Genomic DNA, 19,478 nt, shown 5'->3' on the forward strand with positions numbered 1-19,478 from the left:
AAGAACGGACGCGGAGCGTCCAGAGCGGCATTCCCACGCGGAGCGTGGGAACGATCTTCACTCAAGCCTCAGTACACCCAAACCTCCACCCGCCGATTCTTGATCCGCCCCTCATCCGCCGTATTGGCCGCCACCGGCATCTGCGCGCCAAACCCGCGAATATCCTTGAGCACCACGCCGCTCTTGGCCAGCTCCCGGCGCACTGCCATCGCCCGCAATTTCGACAACAAGGCTGCACGTTGTGGGTCATTCTTGGTGTCGCCAAACCCCACCAGCGTCACCTGTTTATCCAGCTTGCCGTGGCTTCTGATATAGGCCACCACCCGCTGCACATCCTGGCGCGCCTTGTTGTCGAGGCTGGCGCTGCCCTCGTCGAAGCGAAAATTCACTGTCAGTCGCTGAGCGTCACGGGCGATGGCCTGGTAGTCGTCGGGCATCGACGGGCGCGGCGCCACGCCAATCGCTTGCACCTGCTGGGCGATAAAGCCATTGGCGGCCACCATCGCCTGGCCCTGGCTGCCTTGGGTAAAGTCCACCAACGCCTTGGCCCACGGGTTGGGGGAAGAGGGCGGCAAGTAGAAGAACAGCCGGCGTGACAGCGGGTAATCTTCGGTGGCGATCAGGCTGGTCAGCGGCAACATGGGTTGCGAGTCGCCATCGGCAATCGCCATCGCCTTGGCCTGGCGCACAGAGGGCAGGCCGATAAAGCCGATGCCTTGCGGGTCCTGGCTCACCGCATCGGATAGCTGTTCGCTGGATTCAAAGCGCTTGGCCGACGGCGCGAGCGGTTGGCCGCGGCGGCTCAGCACCAATTCCCGGAAGGTGTCGAAGGTGCCGGATTGATCATCCCGGGCATATAAATGAATGGCCCCGCCTGTACCGCCCAGTGCCTCCCAGGTGCTGACTTCGCCGTTGAAGATCTGCGCCAATTGTTCGGTGTTCAGGGTGCTGAGTGGGTTACGCGGGTTGACGATGATTGCCAGGCCATCGATGGCGATCACATGCTCAGCGCCTGGGCTTTTCAAGTCACCTAAGGGGGCGAGGTCCATCAGCTCGCTGTCTTTGATCGGGCGGGAGGCTGCGGCGAGGTCGGCGCGGTTGTTTTTCAGCGCCGTAAAGCCGGTGCTGGAGCCGTGGGCCGCCACCTCGATGGTGACTGTCTGGCCTTGGGGTGTCTTGCCAACCACGCGCTGTTCATTGGCCCCGGCACCCGCTTCAGCGTGTACGTCCTGCAAGCCCTGATGCTCCATCAAACCCTTGACCAGCGCCGGGCCGAGTGCTGCGCCGATGGTGTTGGAGCCCTGGATGCGCAGGGCCGGGCCTTGGTCGGGAATGGGCAGAGGGGTCGCCACGGCGGGGAGGGCGATTGCAAAATACAGGAACAGAACGCGCAGCATCATGCCGGCACCTTCTCAAGCCAAAGGGAGTGCCGCAAGATTAAGTCAGTTGGATTGCAGCCATATGACTGACACAACACGATTCAAGCTGTGGGAGCTGGCTTGCCTGCGATGGCGGCCTGGCAGCCGACACCTATCTACCTGACACCCCCGCGATCCAATTGTGGGAGCGGGCTTGCTCGCGAAGGCGGCCTGGCAGTCAACACAGTTGGATTGTGTACATATCCATTGCTGCGGTAACGGCCGCTTAGGGTTCCGCCTGACGGCGGGTCACTTTGGAAAAGAGCCCCAAAGTAACCAAAGGGCTCTTGCCCCACCACTCGGCACCTCGCTTAGGCTCGGTGTGCCCGTAATCCGCCAGTGATTTGGGGGGCCGCCGCCACGCGCCATCCATGGCGCGGGGCGGCTAAACCGGCATCCCTGCCGGTTTACCCCCCAAATCCCTGTCGAATTCCGGCCAGCGTGGTTTAACGGGGCGCTTGAGATCAAAAGCAGATCAAGATCAAGAGCGGCTCGCTTCGCATCGTGGTTACCGTTGGTTGCTACAGCCTGTAAGGTTGTGTTGATGCGTAAGGCAATCGCAGGTAAGCCAGCTCCCACATTGGGCCGTAGGGTCAGCTCAGTTCCAGCCAGATCGGCGCATGGTCCGACGGTTTCTCCAAACCGCGCAAATCGTAATCCACCCCGGCATCCTTGACCCGTGGCACCAAACCAGTGGAGGCCATGATCACGTCGATGCGCAGCCCGCGCTTGGGCTCGTCCTCAAAGCCACGGCTGCGGTAATCGAACCAGCTGAAGCGGTCGGTCACGTCCGGGTTGAGGTGGCGGAAGCTGTCCACCAGGCCCCAGTTCTTCAGGCGCTCCATCCACTCGCGTTCTTCCGGCAGGAAGCTGCACTTGCCGGTTTTCAGCCAGCGCTTGGCGTTGTCGGCGCCGATGCCGATGTCGCAGTCTTGCGGGGAAATGTTCACGTCGCCCATCACCACCAGTGCCTGGTCGTTGCTGAACTGGGTTTCCAGCAGGTGCTGCAAGTCTGCGTAGAAGCGCTGCTTGGCCGGGAACTTGGTTGGGTGGTCGCGGCTTTCGCCCTGGGGGAAGTAGCCGTTCATGATGGTCACCGGCTGGCCATTTTCGTCGGCGAAGGTGCCCCAGATAAAACGGCGCTGGGCGTCTTCTTCATCGCTGGCAAAGCCTTTGTGCACGCTCAACGCTTCTTTGCGCGAGAGCAGGGCCACGCCGTAGTGGCCTTTCTGCCCGTGGTAGTACACGTGATAACCCAGGGCCTGCACTTCGGCCAGCGGGAACTGGTCATCGTGAACCTTGGTTTCCTGCAGGCCGATCACGTCAGGTTGATGCTTTTCAATCAGCGCCGCCAACTGATGAGGGCGAGCACGCAGCCCGTTGATATTGAAGGAGACGATTTTCATGGTCGGCAGTCCAGTCTGGCAAAAGGGCGATGCTAGCCGACAAGTCGGACGGGGGCCAGCGTGGCGGTAGGGTGAATGCGCTGCTAATGTGGGAACGACTGGTGCTGTGTAGGTTCGTACCCATAAGAACGCCATCTTTTTCAGTGGCGCCCAGGGAGATTGACTGTATGCCTGAGACTTCGACTGCCGAAATCCGTCTACTCAATAGCGGTTACTCCCGCGAAGCGCGATCCCTGCTGTACCAGGCGTATCGCCATGAGCCAACCTTCGCCTACATCTTCGAAGCCGAGCGGTCGGGCTATGAGCAGCGAGTACGTGCCACTGTGCGCGAACTGGTCAAGCAGCACTTCTTTCAGAAACTCCCGGCCATCGGCCTGTTCGTCAATGACCGGCTGATCGGCATCGCCTTGATCGCACCCCCCCAGCGGCGCCTGGGCATCACCGAAAGCTGGGCCTGGCAAATCCGTATGTGGCTGAGCACCGGCGTGCGCGGTACGCGGCGTTACTTGGAATACCATCATGCCGTCATGGCGTGCCTGCCTACCGAATCTGTGCATGTGTTGCCGCTGCTGGGCATTCACCCGCAGTTCCAGGGCAAGCACCATGGTGAGCAGTTGCTGGAAGCGGTACACAATTGGTGTGCCGACGACCCGCATTCATCCGGCGTGGTGCTCGACACTGGCAATTCCCGCTATCTGGATTTCTACAAGCGCCAGGGCTATGAGGAAATCGGCGAAGTCGCCGTAGGGCCGGTGCGCGAGCATGTGTTTTTCCATCCCAATCCCCAGGCGTTACATCCTGCAACGGCTTAGAACAGAATTATTCAGACTAATCCGGGTTCAAAGTTCCTCCCTCGCTCGTGTAGCATCCGCGCCTATGAAGTTTCCAGGAAGATTTACCAGCGGCTTGATTCTGCTGTTCACAAGCTGCGGCGCCTTGGCGCAAAGCGAACTGGACGTGCGGATCAAACCCTCAAACGACGCGCTGAAAGCCAACATCGAAGGCTATATCGGCGGGGTGGGCGATCGTGATGAAGAAGCCTTGCTGCGGTTCAGCCGTGGCGCCGAGGAGCAGGCGCGTAAAGCCGCGCAGGCCCTGGGCTACTATCAGCCACAGATCGCCAGCGATGTGAAGGGCGGCAAGAACCCGCGCCTGACCCTCACCATCGACCCCGGCGAACCGGTGCATTTGCGCAACGTGACCCTGCGAGTCGATGGCCCGGCTGCGAGCCTCAAGGCCTTTCGCGTGCCCGCCAGCGACGACCTCAAGCCCGGCGCCGTGCTCAACCACGGCCATTACGAAGACGCCAAGCGCCTGATCCAGAACCAGGCCTCGCGCTACGGCTTTTTCAGTGGGCGCTTCACCAGCCAGAAACTTGCCGTGGACCCTCAAGCGGGCGTGGCCGACATCGAACTTATTTATGACAGCGGCCCGCGCTACAGCATGGGCAAGGTCAGCTTCACCGGCGACACGCCCTTTGATGAAGAGCTGTTGCAGCGCATGGTGCCGTTCAAACCCGGCACGCCCTATGACTCTGAACTGGTCGCCGAACTCAATCAGAACCTGCAAGCCAGCGGTTTCTTTGAAGGCGTGCGCGTGGATGCCAGCCCCACCGCCGCCACCGATGACGTGATCCCGGTGGCGGTGCAACTGGACACCCGCAAGCCGCGCACCATGGGCCTGGGCCTGGGTTACTCCACCGACGTCGGCCCACGGGGCAAAGCCAACTGGACGCGCCATTGGGTTAACCCCCAGGGCCACAGTTATGGCTGGGAAGCCGAACTGTCGGCGCCGCGGCAGAACGTCGGGCTGTGGTACGACATCCCGCTCGACCCGCCGCTCACCGACAAACTGCGCTTTGCCGGTGGCTACCAGAATGAAGAGATCGCCAACACCGACACCCTGAGCAAGCTGCTCACCATCGGCCCCGAATGGCACAGCAAGCTGCCCAGTGGCTGGACGCGGGTGATCTCCCTCAAGTACCAGCGCGAAGAATATCGCCTAGGCAATGACTCGGGCCTGAGTAACCTGCTGATGCCAGGCGTGAGTTATTCCTACCTGCGCAGTGATAACCGGATCGACCCGCACCATGGTTACCGGCTGATGTTCGACACCAAGGTCGCCAAGGAGGGCGCGGGGTCCGACACCAACCTGCTTTACGGCACGGCGACCATCAAGGGCCTGACCACTTTGTGGGATAACCACCGTTTCCTGGGCCGTGCGCAATTTGGCGGCAGTGCCACCAATGGCTACAAGTCCGTGCCGCCGTCGCTGCGCTTCTTTGCCGGTGGCGACCAGAGCGTGCGCGGCTACGAGTACCAGACGTTGTCGCCCGAGAACGATCGCGGCGACCGTATCGGTGGCCGCTACATGGTGGCATTGAGCGCTGAGTATCAATATTCCATCACCGATAAATGGCGTATAGCGACCTTCATCGACCAGGGCAACTCGTTCAACAACCTCGACTTGCCCAGCCTGAAAACCGGTGTGGGTGTCGGCGTGCGCTGGGTGTCGCCGGTGGGGCCGATTCGCCTCGACCTGGCCCATGCCCTCGAAGATCCGGGCGGCGTTCGCTTGCACTTTTCCATGGGGCCTGAGCTGTGATGCGTGGTTTGAAAATAGCGGGGCTGGCGCTGGTCGCCATCCTCGCCTTGCTGTTAGTGGCGCTGTGGTCGGTGCTCGGCACCCAGGCGGGCAGTCGCTGGGCCCTGGGCCAGGTGCCAGGGTTGAGCGTGGAAAATTTCCAGGGGCGTCTGGGCGGGCAATGGAGCGCCGATCATTTGCTGTGGCAGCAGGACGGCAGCCGGGTCGAGCTGAATGCGCCGATATTTGACTGGTCGCCCGGCTGCCTGCTGCGCATGACCCTGTGCATCAACCGACTGGATGTGGAACAGGTCAGCCTGGAGTTCGCCCCCAGTGCTGAAGAGAGCGACAGCGGGCCGATTCAACTGCCCGACCTGAAGCTGCCGGTTGCCCTGCAGTTGGGCGATGTGCGCATTGGCAGCCTGCTGTTCAATGGCAGTGAAGAACTCAAGGGCCTGCAATTGGCCGCGCACTGGACCGCCGCCGGCTTGCAGATCGACTCGGTGCACCTGCAGCGCGACGATCTGGTGCTGGACCTCGCCGGCCTGCTGCAACCTACCGGCGACTGGCCGCTGAATGCTACCGGCAACCTGAGCTTGCCCTACGCCCCAGGCGGTGCCCCCTGGACGGTCGCGCTCAAGATCGAAGGCGACCTGCTCAAGACCCTCAAGCTCGACGCCGACAGCAGCGGCTACCTGCCGGCCAAGCTCACTGGCGAGCTGCAACCCCTGGTGGAACACCTGCCGGCGCAGTTGCACATCACCTCCGAGTCGTTCAAACCCAGCGCAGACCTGCCCGATACCCTGCAACTCAACCAACTGGACCTGAGCGCCAAAGGCGACCTGAACAGTGGCTATCAGTTGCTGGGCAAGGCTGTGCTACCAGCCGAAAAAGGCCCGGTGGATTTACTGCTCAAGGGCAAGGTTGACGCCAAGGGCGCACAGATCGCTGGCCTGGACCTGACGGCCGGCGACAAGCAGAGCCTCAAGCTCAGTGCCAATCTGGATTGGCAACAAGGCTTCAGCGCTGACGCCAAGATCGACTGGCTGGATTTTCCCTGGCATCGCCTCTATCCGGTCATCGACGAACCGCAAGTGGCCTTGCGCACCTTCAACGGCGAAGTCTCCTATAAGGACGGCAACTATCTGGGCAATCTCAAGGCCGACCTCGACGGCCCGGCGGGCAAGTTCAATGTGGTCACGCCATTCAGTGGCGACCTCAAGCAAGTCTTCCTGCCTGAGCTGAAGCTGAGCGCCGGCCAGGGCAAGGCCGAAGGCCACCTGAACCTGCAATTTGCCGACGGCATTGCCTGGGACACCGCCCTTGATCTGTCGGCGCTGAACCCGGCCTATTGGGTTGCGGAGCTGCCCGGCACCCTGGCCGGACCGCTGCGCAGCAAAGGCGAGTTCAAGAATGAACAGCTCAAGCTCAACGCCGACCTGGACCTCAAGGGTCGCCTGCGCGGCCAAACCGCCGTGCTCGCGGCCAAGGCCGAAGGCGCTGGCGAACAATGGACCCTCGCCAACCTGGACATCCGCCTGGGCGATAACCGCATCAACGGCAGCGGCAGCCTGCAACAGCGCCTGGCCGGGCAGATCGACATCAAGCTGGCACGCTTGGCCCAGCTCTGGCCGCAACTGCGCGGGCAAGTCAACGGGCGTGTCGAGGTGGCCGGCACCTTGAAAGCCCCTCAAGGCAAGCTCGACCTCAAGGGCCAGCAACTGGCCTTTGCCGACAACCGCCTGCAAAGCCTCAACCTGGACGCCAACCTCGATAGCGCCCAACGCGCCAAGCTCGACCTCAAGGCCAACGGCATTCAAAGCGGCGAGACGCAAGTTGGCAACCTCACCGCCAGCGCCCAGGGCGATATCAAGAACCAGAAGGTCCAACTGGCCCTGACCGGCCCGCTGGTCAAACTGGCCCTGGCCCTGGACGGCAACCTCGACAAAGGCAACTGGCGCGGGCGCCTGGCCAGTGGCGACGTGCAAGCCGGTGGCCAGGACTGGCGGCTGCAAGCCCCTGCGAAGATCGAACGCCTGGCCGATGGCAAGCTGACCTTTGGCGCACATTGTTGGGTCTCCGGCGGCGCCAGCCTGTGTGGCGAAGACCAGCGCCTGATGCCCGAGCCGAAGCTGCGCTACCACCTCAAGCAATTCCCCCTCGACAGCCTCGCGGCGTTCTTGCCCAAAGACTTCGCCTGGCAGGGCAGGCTCAACGCCGATGTGCAACTCGACCTACCGCAAAGCGGCCCTAAAGGCGTGGTCGCGGTGGACGCCAGTGGCGGCACCCTGCGCGTGCGCGACAAAGGCCAGTGGCTGGATTTCCCCTACGACACCCTGAAACTGGAAACCACCCTTAACCCCAAGCGCATCGACACTCAGCTGAATTTCCGTGGCGGCAAGCTTGGCGAACTATTGTTGCAGGCGCAGATCAACCCGCTGCCGAACAACAAACCGATCACTGGCACCTTCAGCCTCGCCGGCCTGGACCTCTCCGTCGCGCGGCCCTTTGTGCCGATGGTGGAAAAACTTACCGGCAAGCTCAACGGCAATGGCCGCATCTCCGGCGGCTTGCTTGCGCCTTTGGTCAACGGCAACCTGAACCTGGTGGGCGGCGAAGTCTCCGGGCCGGAGTTGCCCATCAGCCTCGAGGGCCTGAACCTGCAGGCGCAGATCGCCGGCGAAAGCGTGCAGCTCAACGGCGGCTGGCACAGCGGCAAGGCCGGGCAGGGCAGCCTCACGGGGCAGATCGACTGGGGCCGCGCCCTGGTGGTTGACCTCAGCCTCAAAGGCTCGCAACTGCCGGTCACCGTGGAACCCTACGCCAAGCTGGAAGTGGCGCCGGACCTGAAGATCAGCCTCAAGGACGACAAACTGGCGATTGCCGGCAAAGTCCACATCCCTCGTGGCGACATCACCGTGCGCGAACTGCCGCCTTCGACGGTCAAGGTCTCCGACGACACCGTGATCATCGGCAGCCAGACCGAAGAGGGCAAACCGCCGATGGCCATGGCCATGGATATCGACGTGGAGGTAGGCGAAGACCAGCTCAACTTCGCCGGCTTCGGCCTCACCGCCAAGGTCCAGGGCCATGTGCACATCGGCGACAACATGGACACCCGCGGCGAGCTGTGGCTCAACGACGGCCGCTACCGCGCCTACGGTCAGCGCCTCAACGTGCGGCGTGCACGGCTGCTGTTTGCCGGGCCGCTGGACCAACCCTTCCTGGACATCGAAGCCGTGCGCGTGGTGGTCGAACCGTCCCGCACCGTGACCGCCGGTATACGCCTGAGCGGCAGCGCCGAACAGCCCACCACGCAGATCTTCTCCGAGCCGACCATGGCCCAGGAAGATGCGCTGTCGTACTTGGTGCTGGGCCGTTCGCGCACCAACACCGGCGAAGACAACAACATGCTCGCCGAAGCCGCCCTGGGCCTGGGCTTGATGGGCAGCGCGGGGGTGACCACCGATATCGCCAATAAGCTGGGGATTCAGGATTTTGATCTGGACACCCAGGGTACGGGTAACAGCACCGCCGTGGTGGCCAGCGGCAAGATCAACGAGAAGCTCAGTTTGCGTTATGGGGTAGGGGTGTTCGAGCCGGCTAACACCATTGCCTTGCGCTACCTGCTGAGCAAGAAGGTGTATCTGGAAGTGGCCACGGGCGTAGCGAGTTCCCTGGATATCTTCTACAAGCGCGATTTCTAAACCTTGCCCGATCAAAAAATGTAGGAGCGAGCTTGCTCGCGAAAAACGTCAACGATAACGCGTGCATCCTGAATGCACGCGGTGCCCGTGAGTTTTTTCGCGAGCAAGCTCGCTCCTACAAAAAGCCTTAACTGGACTCTCGCTGATTTGATTGCTGTCCAAGGCTCTAAGTTACTCAACTACCAAGCAACCTAATTATTCCATTTGACATTCGCTGCCTAAGCAGTAACATCTCGTCACACATTCACTGCCTAGGCAGTAATAAGGTGACTTTCGATGCCTCACTTCACCCCTGACAACTTCCACAACTGCCACCTCGGCCTGTTGCTGGGCCGCGCCGCGATCCTCAAGGACCGCATCATCGACACCCATATGGAACCCCACGGCATCACCGCCGCGCAGTTCAAGGTGTTGATCATCATGGCCCAGTTCGGCGTCGATACCCCGGCGGAGCTGTGCCGCAACCTGTCCCTGGACAGCGGTTCGATGACGCGCATGCTCGACCGGTTGGAGCAAAAAGACCTGCTCAGCCGCAAGCGCTCCGAGCTGGATCGTCGCCAGGTGCAGTTGGTATTGACCGCCGAAGGCCAGCGCCTGGCGGACATGCTCCCGAACATTGGCGCCAAGGCGCTCAACCAGTTGGCCGGCGTGCTTGAGCCGGGCGAGCTGGAAACCCTGGAGCGGATCCTGAAGAAAATGCTGATCGCTGCGGGTGACCCCATCACGATCCAGCGGGTAGGTCGATCATGAACACACGCGCACTCAGCCTGGTGCTGGCGGCGATGACGTTGGCCGGTTGCGCCAATTACAGCGGCCTCGACACCCAGGGCCATCGCCTCGACGCCAATACTCTGCACACCGGCAAATCCCTCAGCGGCGTGACGCTGTCGAGCGCCGCCTGGCCGGCCGCTGACTGGTGGAAAAGCCTGGGCGACCCACAGCTTGACGGCCTGATCCAGGAAGCTCTGCAGAACAGCCCCGACATGCAAGTCGCCGATGCCCGCGCCCACCAAGCCGAAGCCGCCGCCTATGCCGCCAACGCGGCGCGCATGCCGACCCTGGATGCCAGCGCCGGCGTGAGCCGTTCGCGCCTGGCCAAGGACCAGGACCCACGCGGGCAGGGCGATGCCTATTCGACGGTGCGCAACATCGGAGCCAGCTTCAATTACAACTTCGACCTCTGGGGCGGCCAGCGCGCCGCCTGGGAAGCCGCGTTGGGCGAGGCCCGTGCTGCCGAAGTCGATCAGCAGGCTGCGCGCCTGACCCTGGCCGCCAACGTGGCCAAGGCCTACAGCGACCTGGGCCAGGCCCATATCGTGCGCGACCTGGCCGTCGATGACCTCAAGCGCACCCGCCAGATGCTCGACCTGAGCAAGCGCCGCCTGAGTTCCGGTATCGACAGTGAGTACCAGTACCAGCAGACCGAGAGCCTGGAAGCCAGCTCCCAGTCGCAACTGATTGACGCGGAAAAACAGCTGCAAAGCGCCAAGATCGCGTTGGCTGTGTTGCTGGGCAAAGGCCCGGACCGCGGTGACGAGTTGGCTCGCCCTGCGGTGCTCAAACCCAGCGCCGTGGCCGTGCCGGCGGTGTTGCCTGCCGAGCTGCTCGGCCGTCGCCCGGACCTGGTCGCCGCACGCTGGCGAGTGGAGGCGGCGAGCAAGAACATCGACGCCAGCAAAACCCGCTTCTACCCCAACCTCAACCTGAGCGCGAGCGCAGGTGCCGAGTCGTTGCTGGGGGATGCGATGTACGGTTCGGCCAGCCGCTTCTTCAATATCGCACCGACGATTTCGCTGCCGATTTTTGATGGCGGCCGCCTGCGCGCCGACCTCGATGCCCGGGATGCCGACTACGACCTGGCCGTGGCCCAGTACAACAAAACCCTGGTGCAAGCCTTGGGTGATATCGGCAACAGCCTGTCCCAACTGCGCGACACCGGGCGGCAGATCCAGGCCCAGCAACACGCGGCCGACATCGCGCAGCAGTCCTACGACACCGGGATGCAACGCTACAGCTCAGGCATCGGTAACTACCTGGATGTGCTCAGCATCGAGCAGCAGTTGCTACAGGCCCAGCGTCAGCTGGCCACCCTGAATGCGGCGCAGATCGACCTGTCGATTCAATTGATGCAGGCCCTGGGTGGCGGGTACCACGCCAACAGCGTGGCCGCGACCACCCCAGCTACACGCACGGAATAATTTGAGGTATTTGTCATGGCCACTGCCGAAAGCACCAACGCAACCGAACAACCCAAAGACACCAACCCGCGCAAACGCAAAGTGATGCTGATCGGCCTGGCGCTGATCGTCATTCTGAGTGTGGTGGGCGTGTGGGCCTGGTATGAATTCTACGGGCGTTTCAATGAAAGCACCGATGACGCCTATGTGAACGGCAACGTGGTGGAAATCACCCCGCTGGTCACCGGCACCGTGGTCAGCATTGGCGCCGACGATGGCGACCTGGTCCACGAAGGCCAGGTGCTGATTAACTTCGACCCCAACGACGCCGCCGTCGGCCTGCAAAGTGCCCAGGCCAACCTGGCCCGCACCGTACGCCAAGTGCGCGGTTTGTACAGCAACGTCGATGGTATGAAAGCCCAGGTCAATGCGCAGAAAGCCGATGTGCAGACCGCCCAGGACAACTACAACCGCCGTAAGACCCTGGCCCAGGGTGGCGCGATTTCCCAGGAAGAACTGTCCCACGCCCGCGACAGCCTGACCGCCGCCAAGAACGCCTTGACCAACCTTGAGCAACAACTCAAAACCACCAATGCCCTGGTGGATGACACGGTGATTTCCTCCCATCCCGATGTGCAAGCGGCCGCCGCGCAACTGCGCCAGGCGTACCTGACCAATGCGCGCAGCACCTTGATCGCACCGGTCACCGGCTATGTGGCCAAGCGCACCGTGCAACTGGGCCAGCGCGTGCAACCGGGTACTGCGCTGATGGCGGTGATCCCGCTGGACCAGCTGTGGATCGACGCCAACTTCAAGGAAACCCAACTGCGGGATATGCGCATCGGCCAGCCGGTGGATATCGAGTCGGACATCTACGGCAGCGACGTGAAGTACAGCGGCACCGTCGACAGCCTCGGCGCCGGCACCGGCAGCGCGTTCGCCTTGCTGCCTGCACAGAACGCCACCGGCAACTGGATCAAGATCGTGCAGCGGGTGCCGGTGCGCATCCATATCAACGCTGAAGAGTTGGCCAAGCACCCGCTGCGCGTGGGCTTGAGCACCGTGGTCAACGTCGACCTGCACGACCAGAGCGGCCCGGTGCTGGCGCAACAGGCGCCGCAAAAAGCCTCGTTCACCACCAACGTGTATGACCGCCAATTGGCCGAAGCCGATGCCATGATCAACCAGTTGATCCATGACAACAGCGTCGCCGCTCCCAAGGCTGCGCAACGCTGATGAGCAATAACGCCTCGTTCACGCCACCCAGCCTGTTGATGGCCACCATTGGCCTGTCGCTGGCGACCTTTATGCAGGTGCTCGACACCACCATCGCCAACGTGGCGTTGCCGACCATCTCCGGCAACCTGGGGGTGAGTTCGGAGCAGGGCACCTGGGTCATTACTTCGTTCGCGGTGAGCAACGCCATCGCCTTGCCGCTCACCGGCTGGTTGAGCCGGCGCTTTGGCGAGGTGAAGCTGTTTTTGTGGGCGACCCTGCTGTTTGTGCTGGCGTCGTTCCTGTGTGGTATCTCCACCTCGATGCCTGAGCTGATCGGCTTTCGGGTGCTGCAAGGCTTGGTCGCCGGGCCGTTGTACCCGATGACGCAGACGCTGTTGATTGCGGTCTATCCACCCGCCAAGCGCGGCATGGCATTGGCGTTATTGGCGATGGTCACGGTGGTAGCGCCGATTGCCGGGCCCATCCTCGGTGGCTGGATCACCGATAGCTACAGCTGGCCGTGGATCTTTTTCATCAACGTGCCCATCGGGATTTTTGCGGTGATGGTGGTGCGTGCGCAGCTGAAGAAACGCCCGGTGGTCACCAGCTATCAGCCGATGGACTACGTCGGGCTGCTGAGCCTGATCGTCGGTGTGGGGGCCTTGCAGATCATCCTCGACAAGGGCAATGACCTGGACTGGTTCGAGTCCAACTTCATCATCATCGGCGCGGCCATTTCGGTGATTGCCCTGGCGGTGTTCGTGATCTGGGAGATGACCGACAAGCACCCGGTGGTCAACCTGCGGTTGTTCGCGCACCGTAACTTCCGGATCGGCACCATTGTGTTGATCCTCGGTTATGCGGGCTTTTTCGGCATCAACCTGATCCTGCCGCAGTGGCTGCAAACCCAGATGGGCTACACCGCCACCTGGGCCGGGCTGGCGGTGGCGCCCATCGGCATTTTGCCGGTGCTGATGTCGCCGTTCGTGGGCAAGTACGCGCACAAGTTCGACCTGCGCCTGCTGGCGGGCCTGGCGTTTCTGGCGATTGGCTTGAGCTGCTTCATGCGCGCCGGTTTCACCAACGAAGTGGACTTCACCCACATCGCCATGGTGCAACTGTTCATGGGCATCGGCGTGGCGCTGTTCTTCATGCCGACCTTGAGCATCCTGATGTCCGACCTGCCGCCGCACCAGATTGCCGATGGCGCTGGGCTGGCGACCTTCCTGCGTACCTTGGGCGGCAGCTTTGCGGCCTCGCTGACCACCTGGATCTGGATCCGCCGGGCCGACCAGCACCATGCCTATATGAGCGAGAACATGACCGTCTACGACTCGACCACCCGCGATGCGTTGCAGGCGCTGGGTGGGGCAGGGCAGAAGGCCTATACCCAACTGGACCAGATTCTCACCAGCCAGGCGTACATGATGTCCACCGTGGATTACTTCACGTTGCTGGGGTGGATGTTCATGGGCTTGATGTTGCTGGTGTGGCTGGCCAAGCCGCCGTTTACGGCGAAGGCCGGGCCTGCGGCTTCAGGGCACTGACTTGAGGTTGTACTCAGTCAAGCCCGCTCCCACAGTTGGATCTCTGTTCACATTGACCGGTGTTGTGCTTGATCAGGCGCCAGGCAGCGCCAACTGCGGGTTGACGAAGTCAAACGCCGCCAGCTGAAACCCTTGCTCATCCACCTGCAACGCCCAGCCTTGCTTGTCCCAGTCCCCCAGCACAATGCGCTTGGCCGCCTGGTCGCCGATCTGCAACTTATGGATGGCGGGGCGGTGGGTATGGCCGTGGACCAGGGTGCGCACGCCAAACTGCTGCATCACCCGGGGCACTTGTTCAGGCGTGACATCGACAATGTCATTGGCCTTCATGCGCACCTGGGCGCTGCTCTCACTGCGCAACTTGCGCGCCAGTTTGTGGCGGGTGCCCAAAGGCAGGTGGCGCAGGATAAACAGCACAATCGGGTTGCGCAGGATGCGCCGCAGCTTCATATAGCCGAGGTCGCGGGTGCAGAGGCTGTCGCCGTGCATCAACAGCACAGGCTCGCCATACAACTGCACGACCGTCGGGTCCTTGAGCAAGGTGGCGCCTGCCGCTTTGCAGAACGCCTTGCCGATCAGGAAATCGCGGTTGCCGTGCATGATAAAAATCGGGGTGCCGCTGTCGCTCAGCTCGCGTAGAGCCGCGCAGATGGAACGCTGGAAGGGGGTCATGCCATCGTCGCCAATCCAGGCTTCGAAGAAGTCCCCCAGAATGTACAACGCCTGGGCGCCACGGGCGCGGCCGTGGAGCAGATCCAGAAACGCCCGGGTGATGTCCGGGCGCTCCTCTTCCAGATGCAAGTCTGAAATCAGCAATATCACGCTTCGATGATCTCGGCTTTCTCGACGATCACGTCTTCGGCTGGAACGTCCTGGTGACCGGCCTTGGAGGTGGTCGATACGGCTTTGATCTTGTCGACAACGTCGGTGCCTGCGGTGACTTTACCGAACACTGCGTAGCCCCAACCCTGCACGTTCTTGCCGCTGTGGTTCAGGAAGGCGTTGTCGGCGACGTTGATGAAGAACTGCGCGGAGGCCGAATGCGGCTCCATGGTACGGGCCATGGCGACGGTGTACTTGTCGTTGGAAAGGCCGTTGTCTGCTTCGTTCTGGATGCTTGGACGCTTGTCTTTCTTTTCTTTCATGCCAGGCTCGAAACCGCCGCCCTGGATCATGAAGTTGCCGATGACACGGTGGAAAACGGTGTTTTCGTAGTGGCCGGCTTTGACGTATTCGATGAAGTTGGCGACGGTGATCGGCGCTTTCTCGGCGTTCAGCTCGATGACGATGTCACCGTGGTTGGTGGTCAGTTTGACTTGAGTCATGTTCGCTACTCTTTTCAGGGAATTCGTGGGTGTGGGCGCCTGGGCACCTTACCTGTCTGGCTAAACGACGGCCAAGGCGCGCAGTTTAGCGTGCCCTGCGGGAATTTCGAGGTGGTTTTTTACCGCCCGGGCAATTAATTGGCCGCGCTCTGTATGTGTCTTGACTGCTTCGGCTATTATGAGCCCTTTGTTTTATCTGGCCCCACCTGGCCACGCACCTGTCTGTTCAAGGATCCTATGAGCAAGCCCACTGTCGACCCTACCTCGAATACCAAGGCCGGACCTGCCGTCCCGGTCAATTTCCTGCGCCCGATCATCCAGGCGGACCTGGATTCGGGCAAGCACACGCAGATCGTCACCCGTTTCCCACCTGAGCCCAACGGCTACCTGCACATCGGCCACGCCAAGTCGATCTGTGTGAACTTCGGCCTGGCCCAGGAGTTCGGTGGCGTCACGCACCTGCGTTTCGACGACACCAACCCGGCCAAGGAAGACCAGGAATACATCGACGCCATCGAAAGCGACATCAAGTGGCTGGGCTTTGAATGGTCCGGTGAAGTGCGCTATGCCTCCAAGTATTTCGACCAGTTGTTCGACTGGGCTGTCGAGCTGATCAAGGCCGGCAAGGCCTATGTGGACGACCTGACCCCGGAGCAGGCCAAGGAGTACCGTGGCACCCTGACCGAGCCGGGCAAGAACAGCCCGTTCCGCGACCGTTCGGTGGAAGAGAACCTGGACTGGTTCAACCGTATGCGTGCCGGCGAATTCCCGGACGGCGCTCGCGTGCTGCGCGCCAAGATCGACATGGCCTCGCCGAACATGAACCTGCGCGACCCGATCATGTACCGCATCCGCCATGCCCACCACCACCAGACCGGTGACAAGTGGTGCATCTACCCCAACTACGACTTTACCCACGGTCAGTCGGACGCCATCGAAGGCATCACCCACTCCATCTGCACCCTGGAGTTCGAGAGCCATCGCCCGCTGTACGAGTGGTTCCTGGACAGCCTGCCGGTACCGGCGCACCCGCGTCAGTACGAGTTCAGCCGCCTGAACCTGAACTACACCATCACCAGCAAGCGCAAGCTCAAGCAACTGGTCGATGAAAAACACGTGCATGGCTGGGATGACCCGCGCATGTCCACGCTGTCGGGCTTCCGCCGCCGTGGCTACACCCCGGCGTCGATCCGCAACTTCTGCGACATGGTCGGCACCAACCGTTCCGACGGTGTGGTCGATTTCGGCATGCTGGAATTCAGCATCCGCCAGGACCTGGATGCCAACGCGCCGCGCGCCATGTGCGTGCTGCGTCCGTTGAAGGTCGTGATCACCAACTATCCGGAAGGCCAGGTCGAGAACCTCGAACTGCCGCGTCACCCGCAGAAAGAAGAGCTGGGCGTGCGCAAATTGCCGTTCGCCCGCGAAATCTACATCGACCGTGACGACTTCATGGAAGAGCCGCCAAAAGGCTACAAGCGCCTGGAGCCGAACGGCGAAGTGCGCCTGCGCGGCAGCTACGTGATCCGTGCGGACGAAGCGATCAAGGACGCCGATGGCAACATCGTCGAGCTGCGTTGCTCGTACGACCCGGACACCCTGGGCAAGAACCCTGAAGGCCGCAAGGTCAAGGGCGTGGTCCACTGGGTACCGGCCGCTGCCAGCATCGAGTGCGAAGTGCGCCTGTACGATCGTCTGTTCCGCTCGCCGAACCCTGAGAAGGCAGAAGACAGCGCCAGTTTCCTCGACAACATCAACCCTGACTCCCTGCAAGTACTCACTGGTTGTCGTGCCGAGCCATCGCTTGGCGACGCACAGCCGGAAGACCGTTTCCAGTTCGAGCGCGAAGGCTACTTCTGCGCGGATATCAAGGACTCGAAACCTGGTGCTCCGGTATTCAACCGTACCGTGACCTTGCGAGATTCGTGGGGCCAGTGATTTAAGGGAAACATCGTGCTAACGATCTACAACACGCTCAGCAAGACCAAAGAAGTCTTCAAGCCGCTGGATGGCAACAAGGTGCGCATGTACGTGTGCGGCATGACCGTGTACGACTACTGCCACATCGGCCACGGCCGCAGCATGGTTGCCTTCGACCTGGTGACCCGCTGGTTGCGTTTCAGCGGCTATGACTTGACGTACGTGCGCAACATCACCGACATCGACGACAAGATCATCAACCGTGCCAACGAGAACGGCGAGTCGTTTGACGCGCTGACCGAGCGCATGATCGCCGCCATGCACGAGGACGAGGCGCGCCTCAACATCCTCAAGCCGGACATGGAACCGCGTGCCACGGACCACATTCCTGGCATGCACGCGATGATCCAGACCTTGATCGACAAGGGCTACGCCTACGCCCCAGGCAATGGCGATGTGTACTACCGCGTCGCCAAATTCATGGGCTACGGCAAGCTGTCGCGCAAGAAGATCGAAGATCTGCGCATCGGCGCGCGTATCGAAGTTGACGAAGCCAAGCAGGATCCGCTCGACTTCGTGCTGTGGAAAGCCACCAAGCCGGGCGAGCCGAGCTGGGAGTCGCCCTGGGGTGCCGGGCGTCCGGGTTGGCACATCGAATGCTCGGTGATGTCCACCTGCTGCCTGGGCGAGACCTTCGACATTCATGGCGGCGGCAGCGACCTGGAGTTCCCGCACCACGAAAACGAAATCGCCCAGAGCGAAGCCGCCACTGGCAAGACCTACGCCAATGCCTGGATGCACTGCGGCATGATCCGCATCAATGGCGAGAAGATGTCCAAGTCCTTGAACAACTTCTTCACCATCCGCGACGTGCTGGAAAAGTACCACCCGGAAGTGGTGCGCTACCTGCTGGTGTCCAGCCACTACCGCAGCGCCATCAACTACTCCGAAGACAACCTCAAGGACGCCAAGGGCGCCCTTGAGCGTTTCTACCACGCGTTGAAAGGCCTGCCCGCGGTTGCACCGGCTGGCGGCGAAGCCTTCGTGGCACGCTTCACCGAAGTGATGAATGACGACTTCGGCACCCCGGAAGCCTGCGCCGTACTGTTTGAAATGGTGCGCGAGATCAACCGCCTGCGCGAGACCGATATCGACGCAGCGGCGGGCCTGGCGGCACGCCTGAAAGAACTGGCCAGCGTGTTGGGCGTGTTGCAGATGGAGGCCGATGACTTCCTGCAAGCGGGCGCTGAAGGGCGTGTGGATGCCGCGCAAGTGGATGCGTTGATCCAGGCGCGTTTGGCTGCTCGGGCTAACAAGGACTGGGCGGAATCCGACCGTATCCGCGACCAACTGACCGCGATGGGTGTGGTGTTGGAAGACGGCAAGGGTGGGACGACGTGGCGGTTGGCTGACTGATCGTTGAAAGCTGCACGCTGAATGAAAAACGCCCCGACTGGTTCGGGGCGTTTTTTTGCACACTGTTTAACGTTTCATTCGATCCACTGTGGGAGCTGGCTTGCCCGCGATGACGGAGTGTCAGTTACCGAAAATGTTGGCTGACCCGCTGCAATCGCAGGCAAGCCAGCTCCCACATTTTTTACCGTGCCCACTTTGCGAACTCTTCGGTTTCAGATTTATGTGTGGGTTGGATGGTCTTTGAGGCTTAGTGTTTTATCCACCATTAACTGGATCCCCTCCAGCATCCGACAAATCCCCAGGGCGACGCTGCGAGGATTGCCGTCGATCTCAAAAGCCAAGTGGCTTGCCAGTGCATGAACCGACGCTAGATCCTCAGATGCGTTGACCAGCAGCGTCTCGACGTCTAGTCCTTCTCGCACGGTAAACAAGCCATGGCCCTCAGCAGGCGGCTCTGGTTTCTCAGACGGGTTCAGATAGTGGTTGATTGCTCGATGAGCAGCAGTGTGAAGCGTGATTGAATCTGAAGGCGGATTAGGACTGTCTTTAATCATGGCGAAGCTCCTAGAGTATTGGAGTCACCACCCCTCGCTGCGAAACGATATTGGGGTGGCAGCTGTACGCAGGTTCGCAGACCGGGACTCTAGGCTCCCGGCATACCCGAAGGTATCCCGCGCACAGCCGCCATAACATCAGGCATAAAAAAGCGCCCGCTATCTTGAGGTGGACGCTGTGCGTCTAGAGTTTAACCGAGCTGCGAA

Annotated in this window: 14 protein-coding genes; 9 read left to right on the forward strand and 5 right to left on the reverse strand. The window is 61.6% G+C overall.

Annotated elements, in window-relative coordinates; genetic code table 11:
• Positions 1-68 precede the first annotated feature (68 nt).
• Both CRN80_RS20975 and xthA read right to left on the reverse strand, forming a co-directional pair.
• On the reverse strand, positions 69-1,400 hold the full coding sequence (locus CRN80_RS20975) for a substrate-binding domain-containing protein (RefSeq protein WP_098950961.1): 1,332 nt from the start codon (positions 1,398-1,400) through the stop codon (positions 69-71).
• A gap of 611 nt (positions 1,401-2,011) precedes the next feature.
• Positions 2,012-2,824: an exodeoxyribonuclease III gene (xthA, locus tag CRN80_RS20985; protein ID WP_047711179.1), complete on the reverse strand. Its 813-nt coding sequence runs from the start codon at positions 2,822-2,824 to the stop codon at positions 2,012-2,014.
• Between the two features lie 167 nt (positions 2,825-2,991).
• Here xthA and CRN80_RS20990 point away from each other — a divergent pair, with 167 nt between their 5' ends.
• The 7 genes from CRN80_RS20990 (at position 2,992) to CRN80_RS21020 (ending at position 14,056) form a co-directional block, all read left to right on the forward strand.
• Entirely contained in the window at positions 2,992-3,636 is a 645-nt protein-coding gene (locus CRN80_RS20990) for an N-acetyltransferase (RefSeq protein ID WP_032896591.1), read from the forward strand.
• A gap of 64 nt (positions 3,637-3,700) precedes the next feature.
• Positions 3,701-5,428 carry an autotransporter assembly complex family protein gene (locus CRN80_RS20995; RefSeq protein ID WP_098950962.1) on the forward strand — a complete coding sequence of 576 codons (1,728 nt, stop codon included), beginning with the start codon at positions 3,701-3,703 and terminating at the stop codon, positions 5,426-5,428.
• Positions 5,428-9,114 (forward strand): translocation/assembly module TamB domain-containing protein, encoded by a 3,687-nt coding sequence (locus tag CRN80_RS21000; protein ID WP_098950963.1) that lies wholly within the window; start codon positions 5,428-5,430, stop codon positions 9,112-9,114. Before CRN80_RS20995 ends, CRN80_RS21000 begins: the two co-directional genes overlap by 1 nt.
• Before the next feature lie 276 nt (positions 9,115-9,390).
• Entirely contained in the window at positions 9,391-9,864 is a 474-nt protein-coding gene (locus tag CRN80_RS21005; RefSeq protein ID WP_032896609.1) for a MarR family winged helix-turn-helix transcriptional regulator, read from the forward strand.
• Positions 9,861-11,312, forward strand: coding sequence for an efflux transporter outer membrane subunit (locus CRN80_RS21010; protein WP_098950964.1), 1,452 nt, complete (start codon positions 9,861-9,863; stop codon positions 11,310-11,312). The genes CRN80_RS21005 and CRN80_RS21010 overlap by 4 nt, the downstream gene beginning before the upstream one ends.
• Before the next feature lie 15 nt (positions 11,313-11,327).
• Positions 11,328-12,527: an efflux RND transporter periplasmic adaptor subunit gene (locus CRN80_RS21015; RefSeq protein WP_014718943.1), complete on the forward strand. Its 1,200-nt coding sequence runs from the start codon at positions 11,328-11,330 to the stop codon at positions 12,525-12,527.
• The gene (locus tag CRN80_RS21020; protein WP_003192178.1) at positions 12,527-14,056 is read left to right on the forward strand and encodes a DHA2 family efflux MFS transporter permease subunit; all 1,530 of its coding nucleotides are present in this window, start codon (positions 12,527-12,529) and stop codon (positions 14,054-14,056) included. Before CRN80_RS21015 ends, CRN80_RS21020 begins: the two co-directional genes overlap by 1 nt.
• A 72-nt stretch (positions 14,057-14,128) precedes the next feature.
• Here CRN80_RS21020 and lpxH read toward each other — a convergent pair whose 3' ends face one another.
• Together lpxH and CRN80_RS21030 are read right to left on the reverse strand one after the other, a co-directional pair.
• Entirely contained in the window at positions 14,129-14,878 is a 750-nt protein-coding gene (lpxH, locus tag CRN80_RS21025; protein WP_032896615.1) for a UDP-2,3-diacylglucosamine diphosphatase, read from the reverse strand.
• Positions 14,875-15,381 (reverse strand): peptidylprolyl isomerase, encoded by a 507-nt coding sequence (locus tag CRN80_RS21030; RefSeq protein ID WP_098950965.1) that lies wholly within the window; start codon positions 15,379-15,381, stop codon positions 14,875-14,877. The genes lpxH and CRN80_RS21030 overlap by 4 nt, the downstream gene beginning before the upstream one ends.
• A 237-nt stretch (positions 15,382-15,618) precedes the next feature.
• Between CRN80_RS21030 and CRN80_RS21035 the strand changes: the two genes are divergently transcribed.
• Complete coding sequence (locus CRN80_RS21035) at positions 15,619-17,319, forward strand: glutamine--tRNA ligase/YqeY domain fusion protein (protein ID WP_003192174.1); 1,701 nt, start codon at positions 15,619-15,621, stop codon at positions 17,317-17,319.
• Between the two features lie 15 nt (positions 17,320-17,334).
• Positions 17,335-18,717: a cysteine--tRNA ligase gene (cysS, locus tag CRN80_RS21040; RefSeq protein ID WP_032896617.1), complete on the forward strand. Its 1,383-nt coding sequence runs from the start codon at positions 17,335-17,337 to the stop codon at positions 18,715-18,717.
• A 218-nt stretch (positions 18,718-18,935) separates the two neighbouring features.
• Here the strand turns inward: cysS and CRN80_RS21045 are convergent, their stop codons facing one another.
• Positions 18,936-19,271, reverse strand: a complete 336-nt coding sequence (locus CRN80_RS21045; protein ID WP_098950966.1) for a DUF6124 family protein — start codon at positions 19,269-19,271, stop codon at positions 18,936-18,938.
• Between the last annotated feature and the right edge of the window lie 207 nt (positions 19,272-19,478).

The organism is Pseudomonas sp. FDAARGOS_380 (assembly GCF_002591235.1).
Classification (GTDB): Bacteria; Pseudomonadota; Gammaproteobacteria; order Pseudomonadales; family Pseudomonadaceae; genus Aquipseudomonas; species Aquipseudomonas salmasensis.